The 16,981-nt window shown below is 43.5% G+C and carries 19 protein-coding genes; 17 read left to right on the top strand and 2 right to left on the bottom strand.

Annotated features, from left to right (window positions below; translation table 11 throughout):
• Positions 1–10: 10 nt before the first annotated feature.
• The 14 genes from MAMMFC1_RS00955 (at position 11) to MAMMFC1_RS00900 (ending at position 12,373) form a co-directional block, all read left to right on the top strand.
• Positions 11–700 (top strand): HAD-IA family hydrolase, encoded by a 690-nt coding sequence (locus MAMMFC1_RS00955; protein WP_158618593.1) that lies wholly within the window; start codon positions 11–13, stop codon positions 698–700.
• Between the two features lie 13 nt (positions 701–713).
• Positions 714–1,736: a pyruvate kinase gene (locus MAMMFC1_RS00950; protein ID WP_126305692.1), complete on the top strand. Its 1,023-nt coding sequence runs from the start codon at positions 714–716 to the stop codon at positions 1,734–1,736.
• On the top strand, positions 1,714–2,811 hold the full coding sequence (locus MAMMFC1_RS00945) for a hypothetical protein (protein WP_126305691.1): 1,098 nt from the start codon (positions 1,714–1,716) through the stop codon (positions 2,809–2,811). Before MAMMFC1_RS00950 ends, MAMMFC1_RS00945 begins: the two co-directional genes overlap by 23 nt.
• Positions 2,812–2,988: 177 nt before the next feature.
• Positions 2,989–3,171: a hypothetical protein gene (locus tag MAMMFC1_RS21220; protein WP_158618592.1), complete on the top strand. Its 183-nt coding sequence runs from the start codon at positions 2,989–2,991 to the stop codon at positions 3,169–3,171.
• Positions 3,119–4,819: an Lhr family helicase gene (locus MAMMFC1_RS00940; RefSeq protein ID WP_126305690.1), complete on the top strand. Its 1,701-nt coding sequence runs from the start codon at positions 3,119–3,121 to the stop codon at positions 4,817–4,819. Before MAMMFC1_RS21220 ends, MAMMFC1_RS00940 begins: the two co-directional genes overlap by 53 nt.
• The gene (locus MAMMFC1_RS21215) at positions 4,816–4,953 is read left to right on the top strand and encodes a hypothetical protein (RefSeq protein ID WP_158618590.1); all 138 of its coding nucleotides are present in this window, start codon (positions 4,816–4,818) and stop codon (positions 4,951–4,953) included. The genes MAMMFC1_RS00940 and MAMMFC1_RS21215 overlap by 4 nt, the downstream gene beginning before the upstream one ends.
• Before the next feature lie 21 nt (positions 4,954–4,974).
• A complete protein-coding gene (locus MAMMFC1_RS00935; protein WP_158618589.1) occupies positions 4,975–5,796 on the top strand; it encodes a GNAT family N-acetyltransferase in 822 nt (273 codons plus the stop codon).
• A gap of 178 nt (positions 5,797–5,974) precedes the next feature.
• Positions 5,975–6,571 carry a GrpB family protein gene (locus tag MAMMFC1_RS00930; protein WP_126305688.1) on the top strand — a complete coding sequence of 199 codons (597 nt, stop codon included), beginning with the start codon at positions 5,975–5,977 and terminating at the stop codon, positions 6,569–6,571.
• A gap of 405 nt (positions 6,572–6,976) precedes the next feature.
• Positions 6,977–7,531, top strand: coding sequence for a flavodoxin family protein (locus MAMMFC1_RS00925; protein ID WP_126305687.1), 555 nt, complete (start codon positions 6,977–6,979; stop codon positions 7,529–7,531).
• A gap of 70 nt (positions 7,532–7,601) precedes the next feature.
• Entirely contained in the window at positions 7,602–8,312 is a 711-nt protein-coding gene (locus tag MAMMFC1_RS00920) for a class I SAM-dependent methyltransferase (RefSeq protein ID WP_232035599.1), read from the top strand.
• 1 nt (position 8,313) lies between these two features.
• Positions 8,314–8,505, top strand: coding sequence for a hypothetical protein (locus tag MAMMFC1_RS00915; protein WP_126305685.1), 192 nt, complete (start codon positions 8,314–8,316; stop codon positions 8,503–8,505).
• Positions 8,506–8,707: 202 nt separating this feature from the next.
• The gene (nifS, locus tag MAMMFC1_RS00910) at positions 8,708–9,907 is read left to right on the top strand and encodes a cysteine desulfurase NifS (protein WP_126305684.1); all 1,200 of its coding nucleotides are present in this window, start codon (positions 8,708–8,710) and stop codon (positions 9,905–9,907) included.
• Between the two features lie 469 nt (positions 9,908–10,376).
• Positions 10,377–11,396 carry an ABC transporter substrate-binding protein gene (locus MAMMFC1_RS00905; protein ID WP_197723879.1) on the top strand — a complete coding sequence of 340 codons (1,020 nt, stop codon included), beginning with the start codon at positions 10,377–10,379 and terminating at the stop codon, positions 11,394–11,396.
• 194 nt (positions 11,397–11,590) lie between these two features.
• The gene (locus MAMMFC1_RS00900; RefSeq protein WP_126305683.1) at positions 11,591–12,373 is read left to right on the top strand and encodes an ABC transporter permease; all 783 of its coding nucleotides are present in this window, start codon (positions 11,591–11,593) and stop codon (positions 12,371–12,373) included.
• A gap of 92 nt (positions 12,374–12,465) precedes the next feature.
• Here MAMMFC1_RS00900 and MAMMFC1_RS00895 read toward each other — a convergent pair whose 3' ends face one another.
• Positions 12,466–13,791 (bottom strand): nitrogenase component 1, encoded by a 1,326-nt coding sequence (locus MAMMFC1_RS00895; RefSeq protein ID WP_126305682.1) that lies wholly within the window; start codon positions 13,789–13,791, stop codon positions 12,466–12,468.
• Positions 13,784–15,241, bottom strand: a complete 1,458-nt coding sequence (locus tag MAMMFC1_RS00890) for a nitrogenase component 1 (protein WP_126305681.1) — start codon at positions 15,239–15,241, stop codon at positions 13,784–13,786. The genes MAMMFC1_RS00895 and MAMMFC1_RS00890 overlap by 8 nt, the downstream gene beginning before the upstream one ends.
• Before the next feature lie 515 nt (positions 15,242–15,756).
• Here MAMMFC1_RS00890 and MAMMFC1_RS00885 point away from each other — a divergent pair.
• The 3 genes from MAMMFC1_RS00885 (at position 15,757) to MAMMFC1_RS00880 (ending at position 16,938) form a co-directional block, all read left to right on the top strand.
• The gene (locus MAMMFC1_RS00885; RefSeq protein ID WP_126305680.1) at positions 15,757–16,326 is read left to right on the top strand and encodes a flavin reductase family protein; all 570 of its coding nucleotides are present in this window, start codon (positions 15,757–15,759) and stop codon (positions 16,324–16,326) included.
• An 83-nt stretch (positions 16,327–16,409) separates the two neighbouring features.
• Entirely contained in the window at positions 16,410–16,592 is a 183-nt protein-coding gene (locus tag MAMMFC1_RS22155) for a hypothetical protein (RefSeq protein ID WP_232035598.1), read from the top strand.
• On the top strand, positions 16,537–16,938 hold the full coding sequence (locus MAMMFC1_RS00880) for a pyridoxal-phosphate dependent enzyme (protein ID WP_232035597.1): 402 nt from the start codon (positions 16,537–16,539) through the stop codon (positions 16,936–16,938). Before MAMMFC1_RS22155 ends, MAMMFC1_RS00880 begins: the two co-directional genes overlap by 56 nt.
• Positions 16,939–16,981: the final 43 nt, after the last annotated feature.

The following is a 16,981-nucleotide window of genomic DNA, read 5'->3' as shown; positions in this document are numbered from 1 at the left end:
GGAAATATATTTGGATAACTCAAGAATAATTTTTTGGGATTTTGAAAATACTCTTGGCTTTTCTACTTTGAGAATTAGTGGCGCTCTTTTAGAGGTGCTAAATATTAATGAGAATCAACATATAGTAAAGAAGCAAGAAATTTTAAATCATCTTAAAGGAAACCTTCCCTGGCATCACTCAAATAAGCCTCATTTACATTTAAATCAATCTAACCGTTGGTGGGAGTATGTAGAAGGGGTATTTACTTATGTATTTGAAAGACTGGGCTTTTCTGCTAAAGCAAAAATTTATGCACATGAAGCTCGGAAATTATATTCCAGTCCAGTTAATTATAAGCTGTTTACGGACTCAATAAATGTTCTTGAGAACTTTAAGATGAGGGGATGGAGGCAGGCCATTGTGTCCAATCATATCCCGGAATTACCAGAGATCGTAGATTCGTTAGAATTAGGGACATATATGGAATTTGTTATTTCTTCTGCGAACATAGGTTACGAAAAGCCAAATGAGATGATATATAATTCTGCAAAAAAAATGTCAGGGAGTCCCCAGGAAATGTGGATGATAGGGGATGACGTGATTGCAGATGTAATTGGAGCTGAGAATGCTGGTATTAATGCAATATTAGTTCATAATTATGACATGAGAGCTCGCTATCATTCGGATTCGCTTAAGGATATTACTAATATTATCTCGTAGGAAGGTGTATGATATGACACGCCCATATATTATTGCAACAATAGGTACGGGTGCTACCGACAAAAACAAAATCAATAATATTCTACTTAATGGAGCGGACATATTAAGATACAATTTAGGCCGTAGCAATGATTTTGATAACTTTGATAATAAACTTGAGGTCGCCAAAGACGTTATTTCTAATTATAATTCAAAAAAAATTTTAATTGATATTCCGTTTCCAGCCCAAAAGGTTAGATTCGGCGAGTTTCGAACGCCAACGCTTTGTGTCTCTTCTGGAGATATAAAAATTATCAAATCATCATCCTGCTCCTTTGAGTTTTCCGATGATTGTTTGCAAACAAATTACTGTAAACTTGGTAATTTCGTTAATAATAATCAAATTATTACGGTTGGCGATGGACAAGTTGCTTTTGAAGTGCTGAAGATTGTTGATGAATATACTATTGTAGTTAAATTTATCAATAGTGGATACATAAAAAAATATAGTTCAGTTAATTGTGAAGTAATAATGAATGAAAAATATGATGAATACTCTCAAATCCTAAACAAATGGAAGCCTGATTGCATAGCATTTTCATTTGTAGAGAGTGCAAGTCAGCTAACGGATTGTACATATAAATTGAAATTGAACAGAACATGGAGACCACTGATAATTTCAAAAATCGAAACTCAACTAGGAATTGATAATGCAGATCAGATATCTCAAGTTTCTGATGCGTTAATTATGGCCAGAGGTGATTTGGGTGTACGCACGCCGATTACAAAATTAGGAATTAATCAAAAAAAGCTTACAAGAATAGTTAAAAATAATCATAAGGGAATTATAATTTCAACTCAGATTATTGAAAGTCTATCTAAGTCTTATATTCCTCAGCGATCTGATGTGTTAGATCTTACAAATATGCTTTTGGATAATGTTGATGGAATTATGTTATGTGATGAAACTTCTAGAAACCCTACCCCTGAACGGGTTTTAAAATTTATCAAGGAAGTAATAGAAATTATGCAATATGAAGGTGGTGACTTATATTAATAGATTTTATGTTGGAGTTCATAATTATTATGTAGAGATAGAAAACAGAAACAATAATTTATACGAAGCTTTTTGTTATTACCTTGGGGAATTTTATGGTGTTAGCACCCGACTTGAATATAGTTCCCAAGTGTTTGCGACAGTTTGTTACGATAGTGATCAAGACTTATATGATTACAGTTCTGAAAAATATAAATCGTATTTAGATAGAGATATAATATTACGAAAAGGTGAGTACTCTGACAATTTTGTTACAGGGAAATATGGCTATTATAATAAGCTAAGAATAGTATATGTCGAGCAAAGTGGCTCAATTTTTGAGATAGATGATTTAAAAAGAGAAATTAAAGTAATTAATCCTAATCCCGAGAAATGCAGTAAAGAAATTGTTTTATTTGTACGAAACCAACTTCTAATAGAATATATGGAAAAACAAGGAGCCTTGGTATTGCATGCAGCAGCAATTACGAATGGTACTGGTGATGGAGCACTCATACTTGGTCAATCTGGTGATGGAAAAACAACTACTTTGCTAAGTGCGATGAGTAATAAGTATTATGCGTACTCTTTTGAAAATACTCTTTTATTTCCTCAAAATAATCGGTCAAAAATCTATTCAATTCCTACACAGATTAGAATTTTGCCAGGTATACTATTAAGATTTCAACAGACACAGAAGCAAGTTGAAAAGAAGGAAGAAAGTGGCTGTTGGACAAAAAGAAATAAAGTTACTTTCCAGTGGCGAGATATATTTAAGTTATTTAATCTAGCTCCAAAATTTAACGACGTTTACTTAAGAAAAATTATAATTGTTAAATATGATAAGGAAATTGATAAGTTGACAACTAAAGTTGTTGATAACGTGGATAAGATTAGAATTATTGACTCTTTTGTTTTAACAATGAGAGAACTTGAGGAAAGGCCTAGATGGTTGGGGTGGTTTTATCCAAATATAGATTATAAATATTACGACCATCTGGACGATATTGATTTTATTTTAATAAAATGGTCAGAGATAGATCACTTAAATAAATTTTTTAAATATGATATATTTAATAGTCATATTAGAGCTTAGCAAAGTTTTTAAAAGGCCGATTGTAAAATGAAATTGAACACCTAAGAAAAAAGTCCATGGTGACTTTTCCTCACATGGTAGAATGGAGTTTCCACACAACCATCACCAATGAGGAGGCAATCACTATGGACTGCCATGATTATTTCACAGTAGCACCAGAACGCAAGCGAGTATGCCTTGCTGGACGAACGGGCCATTCAAGCTGTGACGAAGGATCTGCTGAGCCAAAAGTATGACCGAAGCATAAAAAACGTGAATGACCTGTATTACTTTATTTTCTCCCTCGGTGAATTGAAAGCCGAGCCCTATGCCGCGAAAGCTCTTGCGGCGCTTGATGCGGCTGCAACTCACCGAGCGTGATGAACAATATTGGATTGCTGTTGAAGATTTTCCCCTGTATTGTAAAGCAATGGATTTGGAGCGTTATAAGGTTATGATCCGGTTAGGGCTGCCGGGCGAGGAGCGGCAAGTGACGGCGGGCGATTGGATTAGCAGCTACATTATGGGAATTGATCCCGACCCGGTTGCCGCGGCGATGCGTATTCTCAGACGGTGGATTCGCTTTAGCGGGCCGTTTACAATACAAAATATTCAAAAACAGTATGCCATCTCTGCGAAGCTGTTGAAGATAACATTAAAAAAGTTGATCATGCTGGGTGAAGTTGTGCGGCTGCAGGAGAGCAAAAAGGCGGCAGCGGTGATCTATTGCCACAGTAAGGTTTATGAACGAATCCGGCGGAAGACAGTGGAACTGGCACGCTTGGATATTAAGCCAAAGCGGCCGGAAACATATCTTTCTTTTCTTTGTCAATTTCAAAGGGTCAATGAGAATCTGGAACAGGGCGAGGAGCAGTTAAAAGCGGTGATCAAACAGCTGCAGGGCCTCTTTTTACCTGTTGAGTACTGGGAGCATTCTGTTCTGCCGTCCCGGGTGAAACAGTATGATCCGAAACTGTTGGATTCCCTTTGTTCCATGGGAGTCATACGCTGGATTGGGCGCTTGCGCCAAAAGACCAAAGAAGTGGCTTTTTATCCGGGGGAAGACTTTGCCCGGATCATCTCCTTCGGTGTGCCTGATCCGGCAATAACGGAGCCGGAACGGAGAGTGTACGAACTGCTTAAATCACGACCTGCCGGATTTACCTACGAATACGCCCTGGAGCTAAAGATGGATCAAATCGAATTCTTGCATAGCGTAGAAGGTCTTGTCTGGAAAGGACTCGTGACCAACGATCTCTTTTCTCCGGTCCGGTATTATCAGGAAGTGAGGAAGAAAAATCTATGGGTTAAGTATGGATCAAACCCTAAAACCGGGAGATGGTCGGTGATTCATTGGTCAAAGAGTGCGGATGATCGTGAGCAGCTGCAATACTATGTTTCTATGTTGCTGGGTAGATACGGCATTCTTTCCAAAGAGATCATCCAGTTTGAAAAGCCCCCGGTCAAATGGACGGAAGTGTATGAGTTTCTAAAACAGAGTGAGTTCTTTAGCGGCGTGAAGCGGGGTGTCTTCCTGGAAAAAATTTCTGGGATTCAGTATGCCAAAGATGAAGTCATCGAAAGTCTGCGTTTACATGAAGCATCTTTAGAAAATAGCGGTTTTATCACGATAGCAGCGTGTGACCCGGTGAATCTTCTCCCCCTCTTTCAAGATGAAGAGGATAGGGTAAAAGTAACGCGGAATCCCGGAACAGCGGTGGTCTTTTACAATGGCCGTCCGGTTTTAATGGTAAGGCAGTATGGAAAAATCATCGTTCCTGTTGCCGAGGAACAGGAGGTTCTGGTAGGAGCAATCAAGGACTTTGTCGAAACATTTCAAAACCGGCGGCTCTGGATTGAACATTCCACCATCTCGACTTTGTACTGGCAGGAAGAAGGACAGGATATAGATACGTCACCTATTTTCGAACAAATGAGGGAGTTGGGTTTTCAGTCGTCATATAGAGGAATTGAATTATTTAAGGAATTTAAATATTACGAAAAACAAGGGAAATCCGTCATACGATGATTTCAGTACTGGCAATCGGAGTATGGGCAAAACTTGCTGGCAACCGCAGTTTCATCGTAATCGGAATGGGAATGAGATTTATTTTGTTAAAAAGAACTAATGGTTTTACAGGAGTACTTTGGCGTGAAGGTTAAACCGAAAAGGAGGTTATGAGAATGGTTACTTTATATCAAGTTACTCCGGAAAATAGAAATAAAGTCGAGTGCCTATTAGTGAATAATAGGTGTTATGATATGTCGGTTGATAGTATCCTGGAAGGACAAGCCGGCGGCAATATTCAAATTGTCCTTGACAACCAAGAGAATCCTAAAGTTGTGCAGATTATTCAAGGTACATTTACATTTTTTGGCGGGGACGCAAATTGTTCTTCAGCCAGGGAGCTTGTTAAAGGTTTATTACCGAAATATGCTGTACAACCGGCAAATGACGATTGGTTAGACTTATTAAAAGAGATACATAAAGACAATCTATATTCTGTTAAACGCTATTCGTTTTCAAGTGAAAGTCTGAGAGAAAGTCATCTAAGACAAATAATTGACAGTAATCCGAACAGCAGTATAATAACAAGAATTGACTTGAAAAAAGCTCATGCGATGAATCGTGATTCATTAAATAAGTTTCACTTTATTAACTATAACTCTCCTGAGCATTTTATAGAAAAAGGTTTTGGCTACTGCGCTATAGTTGATAATAACGTTGTATCGGCATGTACCACTGCTCTTGTATGTAAAAAAGGTATAGAAATATGTATAATATCTCAGCCAAAGTATAGAAGGAGAGGCTTTGCGCTCCTTACAGCCGCACAACTGGTATTACACTGTTTGGAAAACGGTATGGAACCACATTGGGATGCAGCCAATACCATGTCGCGTAAACTGGCTGAAAAGGTAGGTTATACCTGCAAAGGGAGCTACGAGGTATACAAATTGGATCAAAATCAAAATATCAACAATAATCTATATGGCAGTAATAATTGACAAAATATTACTGCGTGTAATAGAATCTAAAGTAGAGTTGCGGGCAACCGACTAGCCAATCTGCTAGAGGCTGCATTCCATAATTTGGAATGCAGCCTCTAGTGGTCTGTAAACTCTAAAACTATAGGATGAATTGCGGGAGATTTTTCGTCCTGCGAGGCGGAGGAGGCGCGCATAAATGATAGCGATTATTCCCTATAAAGAAAGCTGGGCGGAAGAATTCAAAAAGATAGGCGCCATTTTACGAAATGCGCTGGGCGAACTGGCAGTAAGGATCGACCATATTGGATCGACTTCTGTACCCGGTTTGGCAGCAAAGGATATAATTGACATTCAATTGACGGTTCAATCTTTCGAATCTTTTAGCGCTGTTCAAACTGCCATTGAATCTGCCGGCTATGTGCTGCAGCCTGAAATTGTTTTCGACCACTGTCCGGCGTACCACGGTCCTTCCGGAACGTATCCTCCGGACCCCGACTGGGAGAAACGTTACTTTAGATCTTCAACTGAACAACGAAATACTCATCTTCATGTTAGAGTTATTGGGCGCCCAAATCAACGATATGCATTGCTCTTTCGGGATTATCTTCGTTCCCATCTTAAGGCTGCCAATGCTTATGCTGAAGTCAAGCGTCGTCTGGCCAAGTATCACGGATGTGACTCCGACCGCATGGTCTATGTTGAAATTAAGGATCCAATATGTGATATAATCATGAGCGCCGCTGAGGAATGGGCTTCCGGCAGCGGTTGGCAGCCAGGCCCGACTGACGTTTAAATCGGGGCGCGTGCTATGTGCGATAGCTAGTGCTTTATCCGGTATCTTCATTGATTGGTTGTCGGCAAGATGGATTTTTATAGATGCCGGCATGGGAATTGTCTTATTAAGCTTTTATTGTATTTTCGATAATGCTTTGCTGGATTATGAAATACAGGGAGAGTTAACCTAATAGCCTTCAAGGCGGGTATAGATGATTTGTAATACCATTCTTAATTTGCCGCTTCAATCGTTAGGGGTTATAATAAATTGTTAAACTACAAGAGGTAGAATATTGAAAAATATGTTAATCTGTAATAAAATCTAAATTAGAGTTGCGAGCAACTGACTAGTCAATAAGACTAGAGGCTGTATTCCACGATTTTGGAATGCAGCCTTTAATTTTAGGGATAGGAGTGACTGTGGATGAGAATTCTGATTATTACCAGCAGCCCTAACGAGGAGGGGTTAACCGCGTCTTGTGGCGAGATAGCCAAACAGGGGGCTGAAAGCGAGGGAGCGGAAGTCAACATCGTAAGCCTGAATGGCTTGAATGTCGGGAAATGCCAAGCTTGCGGCAACGGATGGGGGTCATGTTTGAAAGAGCATACCTGCCAGGTCAACGACAGCTTCCAGGAGATTCATAGTTCAATTAAGGATGTGGAAGGGATTGTACTGGTTACGCCGGTATACTGGGGAGAAATGAGTGAGTCTGCAAAAGCCTTCCTTGACCGCCTGCGCCGGTGTGAGGCCCGGAATACAGAGGCTAGTCTGATAGAAGGTAAACCAGTGATTTGTGTGGCGGCAGCGGGCGGCACAGGCAACGGCTGCATTTCATGTTTAACTTCTATGGAAAAATTCGCCGACCAGGTAAGAGCAGTTAAGTTTGACTTTATCAACATTACCAGGCGAAATCGGGAATACAAGCTGGAAACTATTAAGGAAGCCGCTAAAAGCCTTGTCCGCAGTTTCAAAAGATGAACTGGGCGGCGGCGTTATACGCTGGCCCTGTCTGCGATGCTGGGTGTGGACCAGGCCATATTAATTATACATGAATGGGGGAAAAAACATGGTACAGGCAGACAAGCTTTATGATGTATGGTGGCAAAACCACGCCGAAGGCGAGCAGCAAATGGAAGACAGGCATCTCAGCGGCTGGCAGGAGGTGATTGGCTTAATTCAGGAACAGGATCTTTCTCAGATGGCGGTGCTTGATTTCGGCTGCAATCAGGGTGGGTTTTTACGGCATTTGTATAAGGCAAAACCGTTTAAAGAAGGTGTGGGGATTGATCTGGCGCAGGAATCCATTGCGGTTGCCAATGCCCGCAAAGGGGATCTGCCGCTGACTTATCTGGCAACAACGACGCCGGAGCAGCTTGCCAACCGCTTTGACCTGGTTATCAGCCAAGCCGTCATTTATTTGATCAAAGACCTGAAAACCCATGCCTGGAAAGTAAAACAGGTGTTGAAACCGGGCGGAGTGTATTATGCCACATATACGGACATGAATGGCAATCCCAGTCTGACGCATTTTACCGAGTGGATTAACCGCAACAGCCTGGTGGAGTCCAATGCCCATACCCTGGACTTTATCGTTGAAACGTTTGCCGCCGAGGGCTTCAAGGCCGGGATTCAGCGCCGCCGCCATTCGGGTTTCGTTGATTTGTCCCGCAGGGAAAGCGGCTATTTAAGCATTGCCGACCGAATGCAGGCGACGTATGAACAGTCGTATATATTCCGCTTCGTGCTGACCGAGAAATAAGGTGTATATCGCCCGGGCCATTTCCCTGCGCCTCAAGCTGATTGTCCTTGACGAGGCGGTCAGCAGCCCGGATGTACTGGTGCAAGCCCAGATTCTGGCTTTCCTGACCGAAATTTTTTCCATGGCGTCTATTACTAAGATGACAATAATGTTGACAATGCCGATAGGATTTGTTATAATTAATATCAAGTAAACTGCTGGCAATCTGGTGAAGCAGTAGATCTATCTATATGGAACGCCTTAAAGAATTGAAATTATATCCGGGTATTAGGAACGGCTTCGACGCTGTCGCTTAACCTCAGCTTATCCTAATACCCGGATGTCAATTCTTTAAGGCGACATATATAAACAGGATAGATTATTAAATGCAGTAAAACAATAAGGAGATGCAAAATATGAGTGACAAGCAGGTATATCTGGATCATTCCGCAACAACCTACATTAAACCGCAAGTTTTTGACGAAATGCTCCCATATTTAAATACTTATTATGGCAATCCTTCTTCCATCTATTCTATATCACGGGTGACCGAGCAGGCTGTCGACCAAGCCAGAGAAAAAGTGGCAAAAGCTCTCAACGCTGCCGCCAAAGACGAGATTTTTTTCACCGGCGGTGGTTCCGAGGCTGATAACTGGGCCTTGAAAGGCATTGCTTTTGCCAATAAGCACCGGGGAAATCATATCATTACTACCAAGATTGAGCATCATGCCGTTCTACATACTTGTGAATTTTTAGAGAAAAATGGGTTTGAGGTGACTTATCTCCCTGTCGATGCCGAAGGGTTTATTGACCTAAATACGCTGCGGCAGGCGATTACCGGCAAAACAATACTGGTTTCCGTCATGTTTGCGAATAATGAGATTGGCACAATTGAGCCGATAAAGGAAATCGGCCAAATATGCCGCGAACGAAATGTATATTTTCATACGGATGCGGTACAAGCAGTAGGACACGTGCCGATCGATGTACAAGCAATGAATATTGATCTGCTTTCGCTGGCTGCCCACAAATTCTACGGACCCAAGGGAGTAGGGGCGCTTTATATTCGCAAAGGCGTAAAAATAGAAAGTCTCATTCATGGCGGCGGGCAGGAACGAGGCAAAAGAGCAGGTACGGAAAACATTGCCGGCGTTGTCGGGCTGGGAAAAGCTCTTGAGCTGGCGGTAGAGGAAATGGACACGGAAAACAAGCGGCTGGTGCAGTTAAGGGATAAATTGATTAAAGGACTTTCCCGTATACCATACAGCAAATTAAATGGGCCGGTCGGCGAGAAAAGAATGCCCGGAAATGTGAATATATGTTTTAAATTTATTGAAGGCGAATCGATGCTCTTGCTGCTGGATAACAAAGGCATATCCGCTTCCAGCGGCAGCGCCTGCACTTCCGGATCGCTGGATCCGTCCCATGTATTACTGGCAATCGGCCTCCCCCATGAAGTGGCTCACGGTTCGCTCCGGCTTACTTTGGGAAGTGGCACAACGGAGAAGGATATTGACTATGTGCTGCAAGTGTTGCCGGAAATTGTCCAACGGTTAAGGGATATGTCACCGCTGTGGCAAAAATTGCATAAAAAAGAGGATAGTTACGCGGTATAATTCCTACCGCTACCGACAAAAACAAAGGGGCAGGTTCCTGTGTTTTTCAAAACCTGCTCCTTTGTTTTTTTGCACTAAATTATTCCCGATGTTTAGGCGTGACATTATCACAAGTTAAACACATTAAACATAAAATACAGATTGACAATCAGTTGATTTGAATTGTATAATTATAGAAATTAATTTATCATAAAAGTTGCGTTGCCGACTGATCGATGTATTAGAGGCTGTATTCCTTACAGGATACAGCCTTTTTGATTGTTGCTGAAACCAGTAGCCTGCTGCCCAACAATAGCGTTTTGATATATTGAGTTGACTGGTAAACAGCCGGAGACACAATTAAGGTCTCCGACTGTTTGTTTTTTCAGATTGCAAGCAGCAGGGGAAGGGGGTTAGCTGAAACAAGCATGTGATAATAAATGCCGGCAAGTGAATGCTAAAGCAATTGATAAAAAAATGGAGGGTATATATGAGAAAAAGAATAATTTTGTCACTATTATTGCTGTTTACTGCGGTTGCCTTTACCGGCTGTGGCAGCAGCAACCATGGTGGCGGCCATGCTGAACAGGCAACTGCGGCAGCGGGAGACGCTAAGAAGCTGTTCCCTATTAAAGTGGCAGGCGATGGAACAACGAACGGCGAGGTCGTAATCGGCAATGAAGTCGGATTTTTCCGGGAAGAGGGTATTGAGATTATCTTTACCGGCGCGCTGAGAGGCGGGGCCACAGAAATGCAAACTGTCGCCCAGGGGATTAACGACGCCTTTATCGGTGCGCATCCATTTGTTGTAGCACAGGCAATTCTGGCCGGGGTTAAAGTAAAAGCCGTTGCCCCCGGCATGATAGACGACCCGGAATTCCCCCATGTCCGGTATCTGGTGAGGGAGGACAGCCCGATCAAAACCCTGGACGATATTGTCGGGAAAAAAGTATCGCAAACCAGTTCTAGTTCGGTTTGCCAGGACGGCTATTTGAAGCTGTACCTGAAGCAACATAATCTGCCGCTGAATGTGGAGTGGGTGAAATTGCCCAATCCGGGACAGCAGGAGCAGGCCTTAAAGCAGGGACTGGTGGACATGACAACCTCACATCCGCCATTTTCCGGAATCACGGTGAAACAGCCGGGCATCCGCCAGATAGCCACCAGTTACGATATTGTGAAAACTCCGGGTGCCGGCCTGTCGGTCCGCGGGTTTAGCGAAAAATTCATTGCAGAACATCCGGATGTTGTCAGGGCCTTCTGCCGGGCATTGCAGAAATCGCGCAGGTGGATAAATGCCAACCAAAAGGAAGCCACTGCCATTGTGGCCAAAAAGCTGAAAGTTGACAATCAGGATAACGTAAGTGTTTTCCGGTATGAAGAGCGCGGCATTATTGACTCCGCTTATATGGAACTATGGGTTAAAATGTCGGAGGATATCGGCTTGTGGCAGCCGGGAGCAATAAAAGCGACCGACATTTACACCAATGAGTTTGCGCCTAAGGACTGACGGTTACTAACTTGGCCTCAGTGTCGCGGTATAACGGTTGTTTTGCCCGGCTATAGCAGTGAACTCGTTTAGCTTCTGCTTAAACTTCGGGGCTTCGGTGGGGGACTCTACCCCACCGAAGTTTGGAAGTGGTAACACCCACTTATAGAAGTGGGTGTCTTCGAAATTGGATAAAAAGTAAAGGTGGCGGTCAAGTGCTCATTTGGCTGAAAAGTATTGTTAAAGGCTTATACCAAATATTATCGGTATTGATTTTTTTACTGCTCTGGGAAATTGCACCCCGCATAGGGCTGGTTGACACTATATTCCTGCCCCCTTTTTCCAAGGTAGTACTTGCCTTTTGGAATCTCATCATTACCGGCGAATTGTTTACCCATATCGGCGTCAGCCTGGTACGGTCACTGCTGGGGTTCGGTCTGGGACTTAGCGTAGCCATACCAATGGGATTACTGATCGGCTGGTTTAAAGGATTTGAATCTTTTATTGATCCACTGGTACAAACTTTCCGGCAAACTTCCACGCTGGCCCTGTTCCCGGTATTTATCCTGCTTTTTGGCATCGGTGAAGTTTCCAAAGTGGCTGTAATTTTTTGGGGAGTGCAATGGGCGGTACTGTTAAATACTATTTCCGGAGTGAAAAATGTAGAGCCTTTACTGGTCAAATCGGCAAAATCACTGGGTATTTCGTCCTTTTCCCTGTTTACTAAAGTTATTTTGCCTGCATCCCTGCCGTCGATTTTAACAGGCGTCAGGCTAAGTGCGACTCATTCCATTTTGGTTTTGATTGCCGCTGAGATGTTAGGCGCCAATGCCGGACTGGGTTACTTACTGTTTTTTGCCGAGGCAAACTTTTTGATTCCGAAAATGTATGCAGCGATTATCACAATGTCGATGCTGGGGTTAATTGTGAATTATGCCCTGGTAATGTTTGAGAAAAGGGTTCTCAGCTGGAAAGAAGAGTTGCCCACAGGAACCTGACAGGTGGTCTCCGGACATACGGATAGATTTTATGAAAAAACAGGGGACAGATTATGTGTTTTCAAACCTGTTCCCTTGTCTTTTGCAATAAATCACTCCCGATGTTTAGCCAGGAGGCGGGAGTAGATGTCTTCCACCAGATTCAGTCCGCCCCGGTAGCCAACATAGGTATGATGCAAAATCAGGCGGTCAATGACCGGCAGGCCGACACTAAGATGCAGTCCGTTGATGTCTCTGGCAATATCAAATTCCCAGGAGGTGCCGAGCAGCAGCGGCGTAGTCAGGTGTCTCTCCGAGTGTATATGCTCTTCAATTACCCCGCTGTCTTGCGTGAAGGTAATATCGGAGGAGATCCCGGGGGCTAGTTCCTGAAAGTAACTTCGAATTGCGGACTGATATTCCGCCGGCACATCTTCCGTAATAAACTGGTGCAGGGGGAAATAACCCAGTTCATTCACCAAAAACTTGCTAAAGGCCAGTCCATAGGCGGCATCATTAATATTATAAAACCGTTTAGGCTGGTTCAACTGATATTCAGTAAGCACATCGGAAGCACGCACGATATAATGATAAAACTCGGCTTCCTGCCGGGTGATAAATTCTTCGGTTTGCGGGGAGGAAGTGCCGGCAAATTCGGCCACAGTACGCAGGAATTTGGAAGTCTCAATACCGCCGACCGGCAATACCGGATGATGCAGGAAGGGTGTTGCAAATTTTTCTTGTAATAATTTGGCGGTATTAAGACCGATATAGGGCGAGATCACCAGGTTAAATTGTGCGGCTGGGATGGACTGTAAGGCAGTAAGACCGCCGCTGTTGTGGCCAAATAAAATATTGGCCTTAAGCCCGATGCCGGCCAATAGCTGTTTCAATTCATTAAGATCACCTTCCCAAAAGGGGTCATGCCGCGGCACACTGGCAAACACATTTACCAGGCCGGATTCTATTTTGTCCGACGGTTGTAAATATTGTTCGATAATGGCTTCCAGCAGCAGTTCATGCCCTTTGTAGCCATCCCCCTTAAAGCCTGCCGTTTCCACGTGGATGATAGGGGTGGCCTGGCCGGCGAATTCCCTGACTACACTGGCGACGTCGTCCCCGATAATGTCGGCTGTGCAACCGGTCAACACTACAAACAGGTCGCCGTCCATAATTTTTAATGCACCCTCGATCACTTTATGCAATTTATCGGTACCGCCAAAGACGACATCTTTTTCAATCATATTAGTGCAGGGCATGGCATCGGCCCCGGCGTACCCTGCGCCTTGATAACCGCCGGCGCGGGATAAGCCGCGATGCAATTTCGAGCCGCAGCCGGGGCCGGCATGTAAAATCGGAATAGCACGTTCAATAGCGACTACTGTTTGCAGCGCGCCTAAAGCGCAGCCATGGCGCGGTCCTTGCAAAATATCAGTCATTTTTTTCACCGCCTAAAAATGAATAGGTATTTTGTTCAAGCCACCAATTCGTATAGGGCAGCTTGCTGTGCTTAGCGACATTTTTGATGTATGCGGGGTTGGCAATAGCATCGTCAATAGTTTGTCCAAAGCGGATTAAGCCGTCGTAAAGCATTTCCGTCGGGTGGTTGCCGGCAAAGATAGAGGGAATGCCGAGTTTTGCCGCCCAGACTGTTTCAATATGCCGGGTAATGGCAATGTCGGGTTTATATTTGTTAATCGCGTTTGTAACTTCGAAAGCTTGTTTATTACAGACGCCCACAGAAAAATTACCGTATGTTTCGGCGGCGAAGTTAAGGAAATTGAGCCGGTCGTCATCATTATCATATTTTTGATCATGATGCCATACCGAGGTGCCTACGACGTCCATGCCAAGATCTTTAACCAGGGCAATGATGCTGTAGGCCAACGGACCGCCGGCGGCAATATATACTTTCTTGCCGGTCAGCCTGTTTCTTAAGCGCTCCAGATCGGCAGCAATTTTTCCCCGTTCCTTGACGATGACTGTTTCGACTTCGGCTTCTTTATTAAACAGACGGCCGATTTCCCGCAATAATTCATCAGAGGCCTTCAGGCCAAAAGGAGCAGGGGCTTTAACCTCCGGCACGCCAAAATACTTTTCAAGGCCGGCAGCCAGGTAGCTTCCTAAAGTTTCGCAATACTGTACCGTAGCGGCAGCTTCAGAAATACGCTCCAACTGGGCAACTGTGGAAAGCGGCACAATATGGTTCGGACGCAGGCCCAACTGTTCAAATACGCTTTGATATAAAAAATAGTGTTCAAAGCTGATGACATTGATTAAGTCAGGCTGTTTTTGTTTGGCTGGTTTGACGATTTTGCGCAGAATACTATGGTTGGCTGAATCAAAGCCGGTAGCCCAAATATTGGTGCGAAAACCCTCGCATAAGGTGGCAATAACCGGAATGCCAAGCTCAGTTTCCAGGGTATCGCAAATGGTGGGAACATCGTCACCGATAATCGCTGAGGCACAAGTCGTGGTAACAAAAATAGCCTTCGGGTTAAAGCGGCGGAAAGCCTCACGGATGGCTTTGGTCAGTTTGGCTTCACCGCCATAAATAGTATCATTTTCATCAAGGTTGGTATTGATGTATTTAATATTATGTACTTTGTAGCCCAGTCTCCGGTTGCCCGTGCGAAAAACGCCGTTACGAAAGGAAATATCACTGGCGCAGCCGGCAGGGCCATGTTCAACGACCGCGGCATCCTGAATCTGACTTAACAGATTCATTACCTGATCCGCACCGCAGGAACCGCATTGGGTAAAGCTTCTCTCCCGATTGGACAGATTTCTGCACTGGATTAAACGGGCAGCATCACCTTCATAGCCTGTTATGGTGTTAAGACGTGATTCCCGTAATTCAACAGCCGGTCCTTTTAAATTAACACTCATGTTAATCCTCCATTCTGTTCTCCATGTTTATTGGGAAAATGTATGCTTATAAAATAAAAAGGTCATACACAAATAAATGTGTATGACCTCCGTTTCCATCGAACGGTCAATCATATTCTGCCGAAATAACATATATACATATATAATTATGGCGGGTAGTTTATAATCTTCATCATATACTAATTTCTTATAGTCGTCAATTATAGGTAATGAAGAAATGATGGGGCATTTGAAGCGGTATATATCCCTGCTTTGCACAGGTTAAAAATATGATATGATAATGCGGACTGACATAAATAGATCGGTTGACAAAAAGTGTAAAACTATAATATTATTATATTGTAGTGAGTTAGACTGACTAGTCGATCAACTAGAGGCTGTATTCCATAAGTTTGGAGTGCAGTCTTTTATAGTTCCGTTACTATTGAAATACATCCTAATCAGGAATCGGAATACAAGTTGGAACCTATCGGTTTGCGTGAGGAGAAATGAAATAGAAAAGGGGAAATCAATTTATGAAAACATCATTAGGCGCCCATACGTTTGCGTTGCCAACGCCGGTATGGGTGGTAGGAAGCTATGGAGAAAATGGCGAACCCAATATTATGGCTGCAGCCTGGGGTGGGATATGTTGTTCTTCTCCGCCCAGCCTGGGAGTATCTTTGCAGAAGTCCCGCGCTTCTTATGGCAATATTCTCCGGACCAAGTCGTTTACTATCAGCATACCTTCGCAAAAGCACGTGGTAGAAACAGACTATGTTGGCATTGTCAGTGGTAAGGATAACGATAAATTTTCCGTTACCGGCCTGACTCCGGTTCGAAGCGAGGTTGTTAACGCCCCTTATGTGGAGGAATTTCCGCTGATCCTTGAGTGCAGGCTGACGCACCTCTTTGAGATCGGCGTACATACCCAGTTTATTGGAGAAATCGTTGATGTAAAAGCAGATGAAGATGTTCTGGGAGAGAACGGTCTACCGATTTTGGCAAAGGTAAATTCATTTACCTATAGTACTACCGAGCGGGCGTATTATGGAAGCGGAGAATATTTGGGCCAGTCTCATTCTGTCGGATTAAAGCTGAAGTGAACTCAACCCCCACCAAAGCGGCCAATGGAACTCCGCTTATAGAAGCGGGAGCCTTGGAATAATTGATCAAGGAGGATTTATTTATGAACCTGGCCCGCTTTCCACGCCGGCGTTACACAGAATTTTTCACACCGTTGGAAAAATTATCACGATTGACCGATTTGTTGCAAGGGCCCAATATTTATATTAAGCGGGACGATCTGCTTGGCCTTGCGGCGGGCGGCAATAAAACCAGAAAGCTGGAATATTCCGGTACTTGGCATTAATATTGGCAAGTCTAAGGCTGCCCAGGAAGATTTGGTATTTGACCTTGTGCAGCAGACAGCAAAGCGTTTAGAGATCAAAAGCAATATTCCCCGCGAGGCGGTAGTTTGCTTTGATGAATACGTAGGACCGGGTTATTCTCTGCCTACTGCCCAAATGGTTGAAGCTGTTAAGCTGTTAGCCCGGACCGAAGGTATTCTTCTTGACCCGGTTTATACCGGTAAAGCCATGGCCGGGCTTATTGATCTAATACGGCAGGGATACTTTCAAAAGGATAAAAACGTGCTTTTTGTTCATACCGGTGGTTCACCGGCCCTATACGCTTACGCAGATGTGTTAGAACTATGAGAAAGGGAAACGGAAGGACTGGAATTCTTGTATATTTAGTCTG

The sequence above is a fragment of the Methylomusa anaerophila genome, assembly GCF_003966895.1.
In the GTDB taxonomy this organism is placed as follows: Bacteria; Bacillota; Negativicutes; order Sporomusales; family Sporomusaceae; genus Methylomusa; species Methylomusa anaerophila.
This window is presented reverse-complemented; position numbering and strand designations above follow the sequence as displayed.

What these genes read in the sequence shown, in the direction of transcription:
- MAMMFC1_RS00950 (WP_126305692.1), top strand. Translation starts at nt 714, where the DNA reads ATGACACGCCCATATATTATTGCAACAATAGGTACGGGTGCTACCGAC.
- MAMMFC1_RS00945 (WP_126305691.1), top strand. Translation starts at nt 1,714, where the DNA reads ATGAAGGTGGTGACTTATATTAATAGATTTTATGTTGGAGTTCATAAT.
- MAMMFC1_RS00940 (WP_126305690.1), top strand. Translation starts at nt 3,119, where the DNA reads ATGCCGCGAAAGCTCTTGCGGCGCTTGATGCGGCTGCAACTCACCGAG.
- MAMMFC1_RS21215 (WP_158618590.1), top strand. Translation starts at nt 4,816, where the DNA reads ATGATTTCAGTACTGGCAATCGGAGTATGGGCAAAACTTGCTGGCAAC.
- MAMMFC1_RS00935 (WP_158618589.1), top strand. Translation starts at nt 4,975, where the DNA reads ATGGTTACTTTATATCAAGTTACTCCGGAAAATAGAAATAAAGTCGAG.
- MAMMFC1_RS00930 (WP_126305688.1), top strand. Translation starts at nt 5,975, where the DNA reads ATGATAGCGATTATTCCCTATAAAGAAAGCTGGGCGGAAGAATTCAAA.
- MAMMFC1_RS00925 (WP_126305687.1), top strand. Translation starts at nt 6,977, where the DNA reads ATGAGAATTCTGATTATTACCAGCAGCCCTAACGAGGAGGGGTTAACC.
- MAMMFC1_RS00920 (WP_232035599.1), top strand. Translation starts at nt 7,602, where the DNA reads ATGAATGGGGGAAAAAACATGGTACAGGCAGACAAGCTTTATGATGTA.
- nifS (WP_126305684.1), top strand. Translation starts at nt 8,708, where the DNA reads ATGAGTGACAAGCAGGTATATCTGGATCATTCCGCAACAACCTACATT.
- MAMMFC1_RS00905 (WP_197723879.1), top strand. Translation starts at nt 10,377, where the DNA reads ATGAGAAAAAGAATAATTTTGTCACTATTATTGCTGTTTACTGCGGTT.
- MAMMFC1_RS00895 (WP_126305682.1), bottom strand. Translation starts at nt 13,791, where the DNA reads ATGACTGATATTTTGCAAGGACCGCGCCATGGCTGCGCTTTAGGCGCG.
- MAMMFC1_RS00890 (WP_126305681.1), bottom strand. Translation starts at nt 15,241, where the DNA reads ATGAGTGTTAATTTAAAAGGACCGGCTGTTGAATTACGGGAATCACGT.
- MAMMFC1_RS00885 (WP_126305680.1), top strand. Translation starts at nt 15,757, where the DNA reads ATGAAAACATCATTAGGCGCCCATACGTTTGCGTTGCCAACGCCGGTA.
- MAMMFC1_RS22155 (WP_232035598.1), top strand. Translation starts at nt 16,410, where the DNA reads ATGAACCTGGCCCGCTTTCCACGCCGGCGTTACACAGAATTTTTCACA.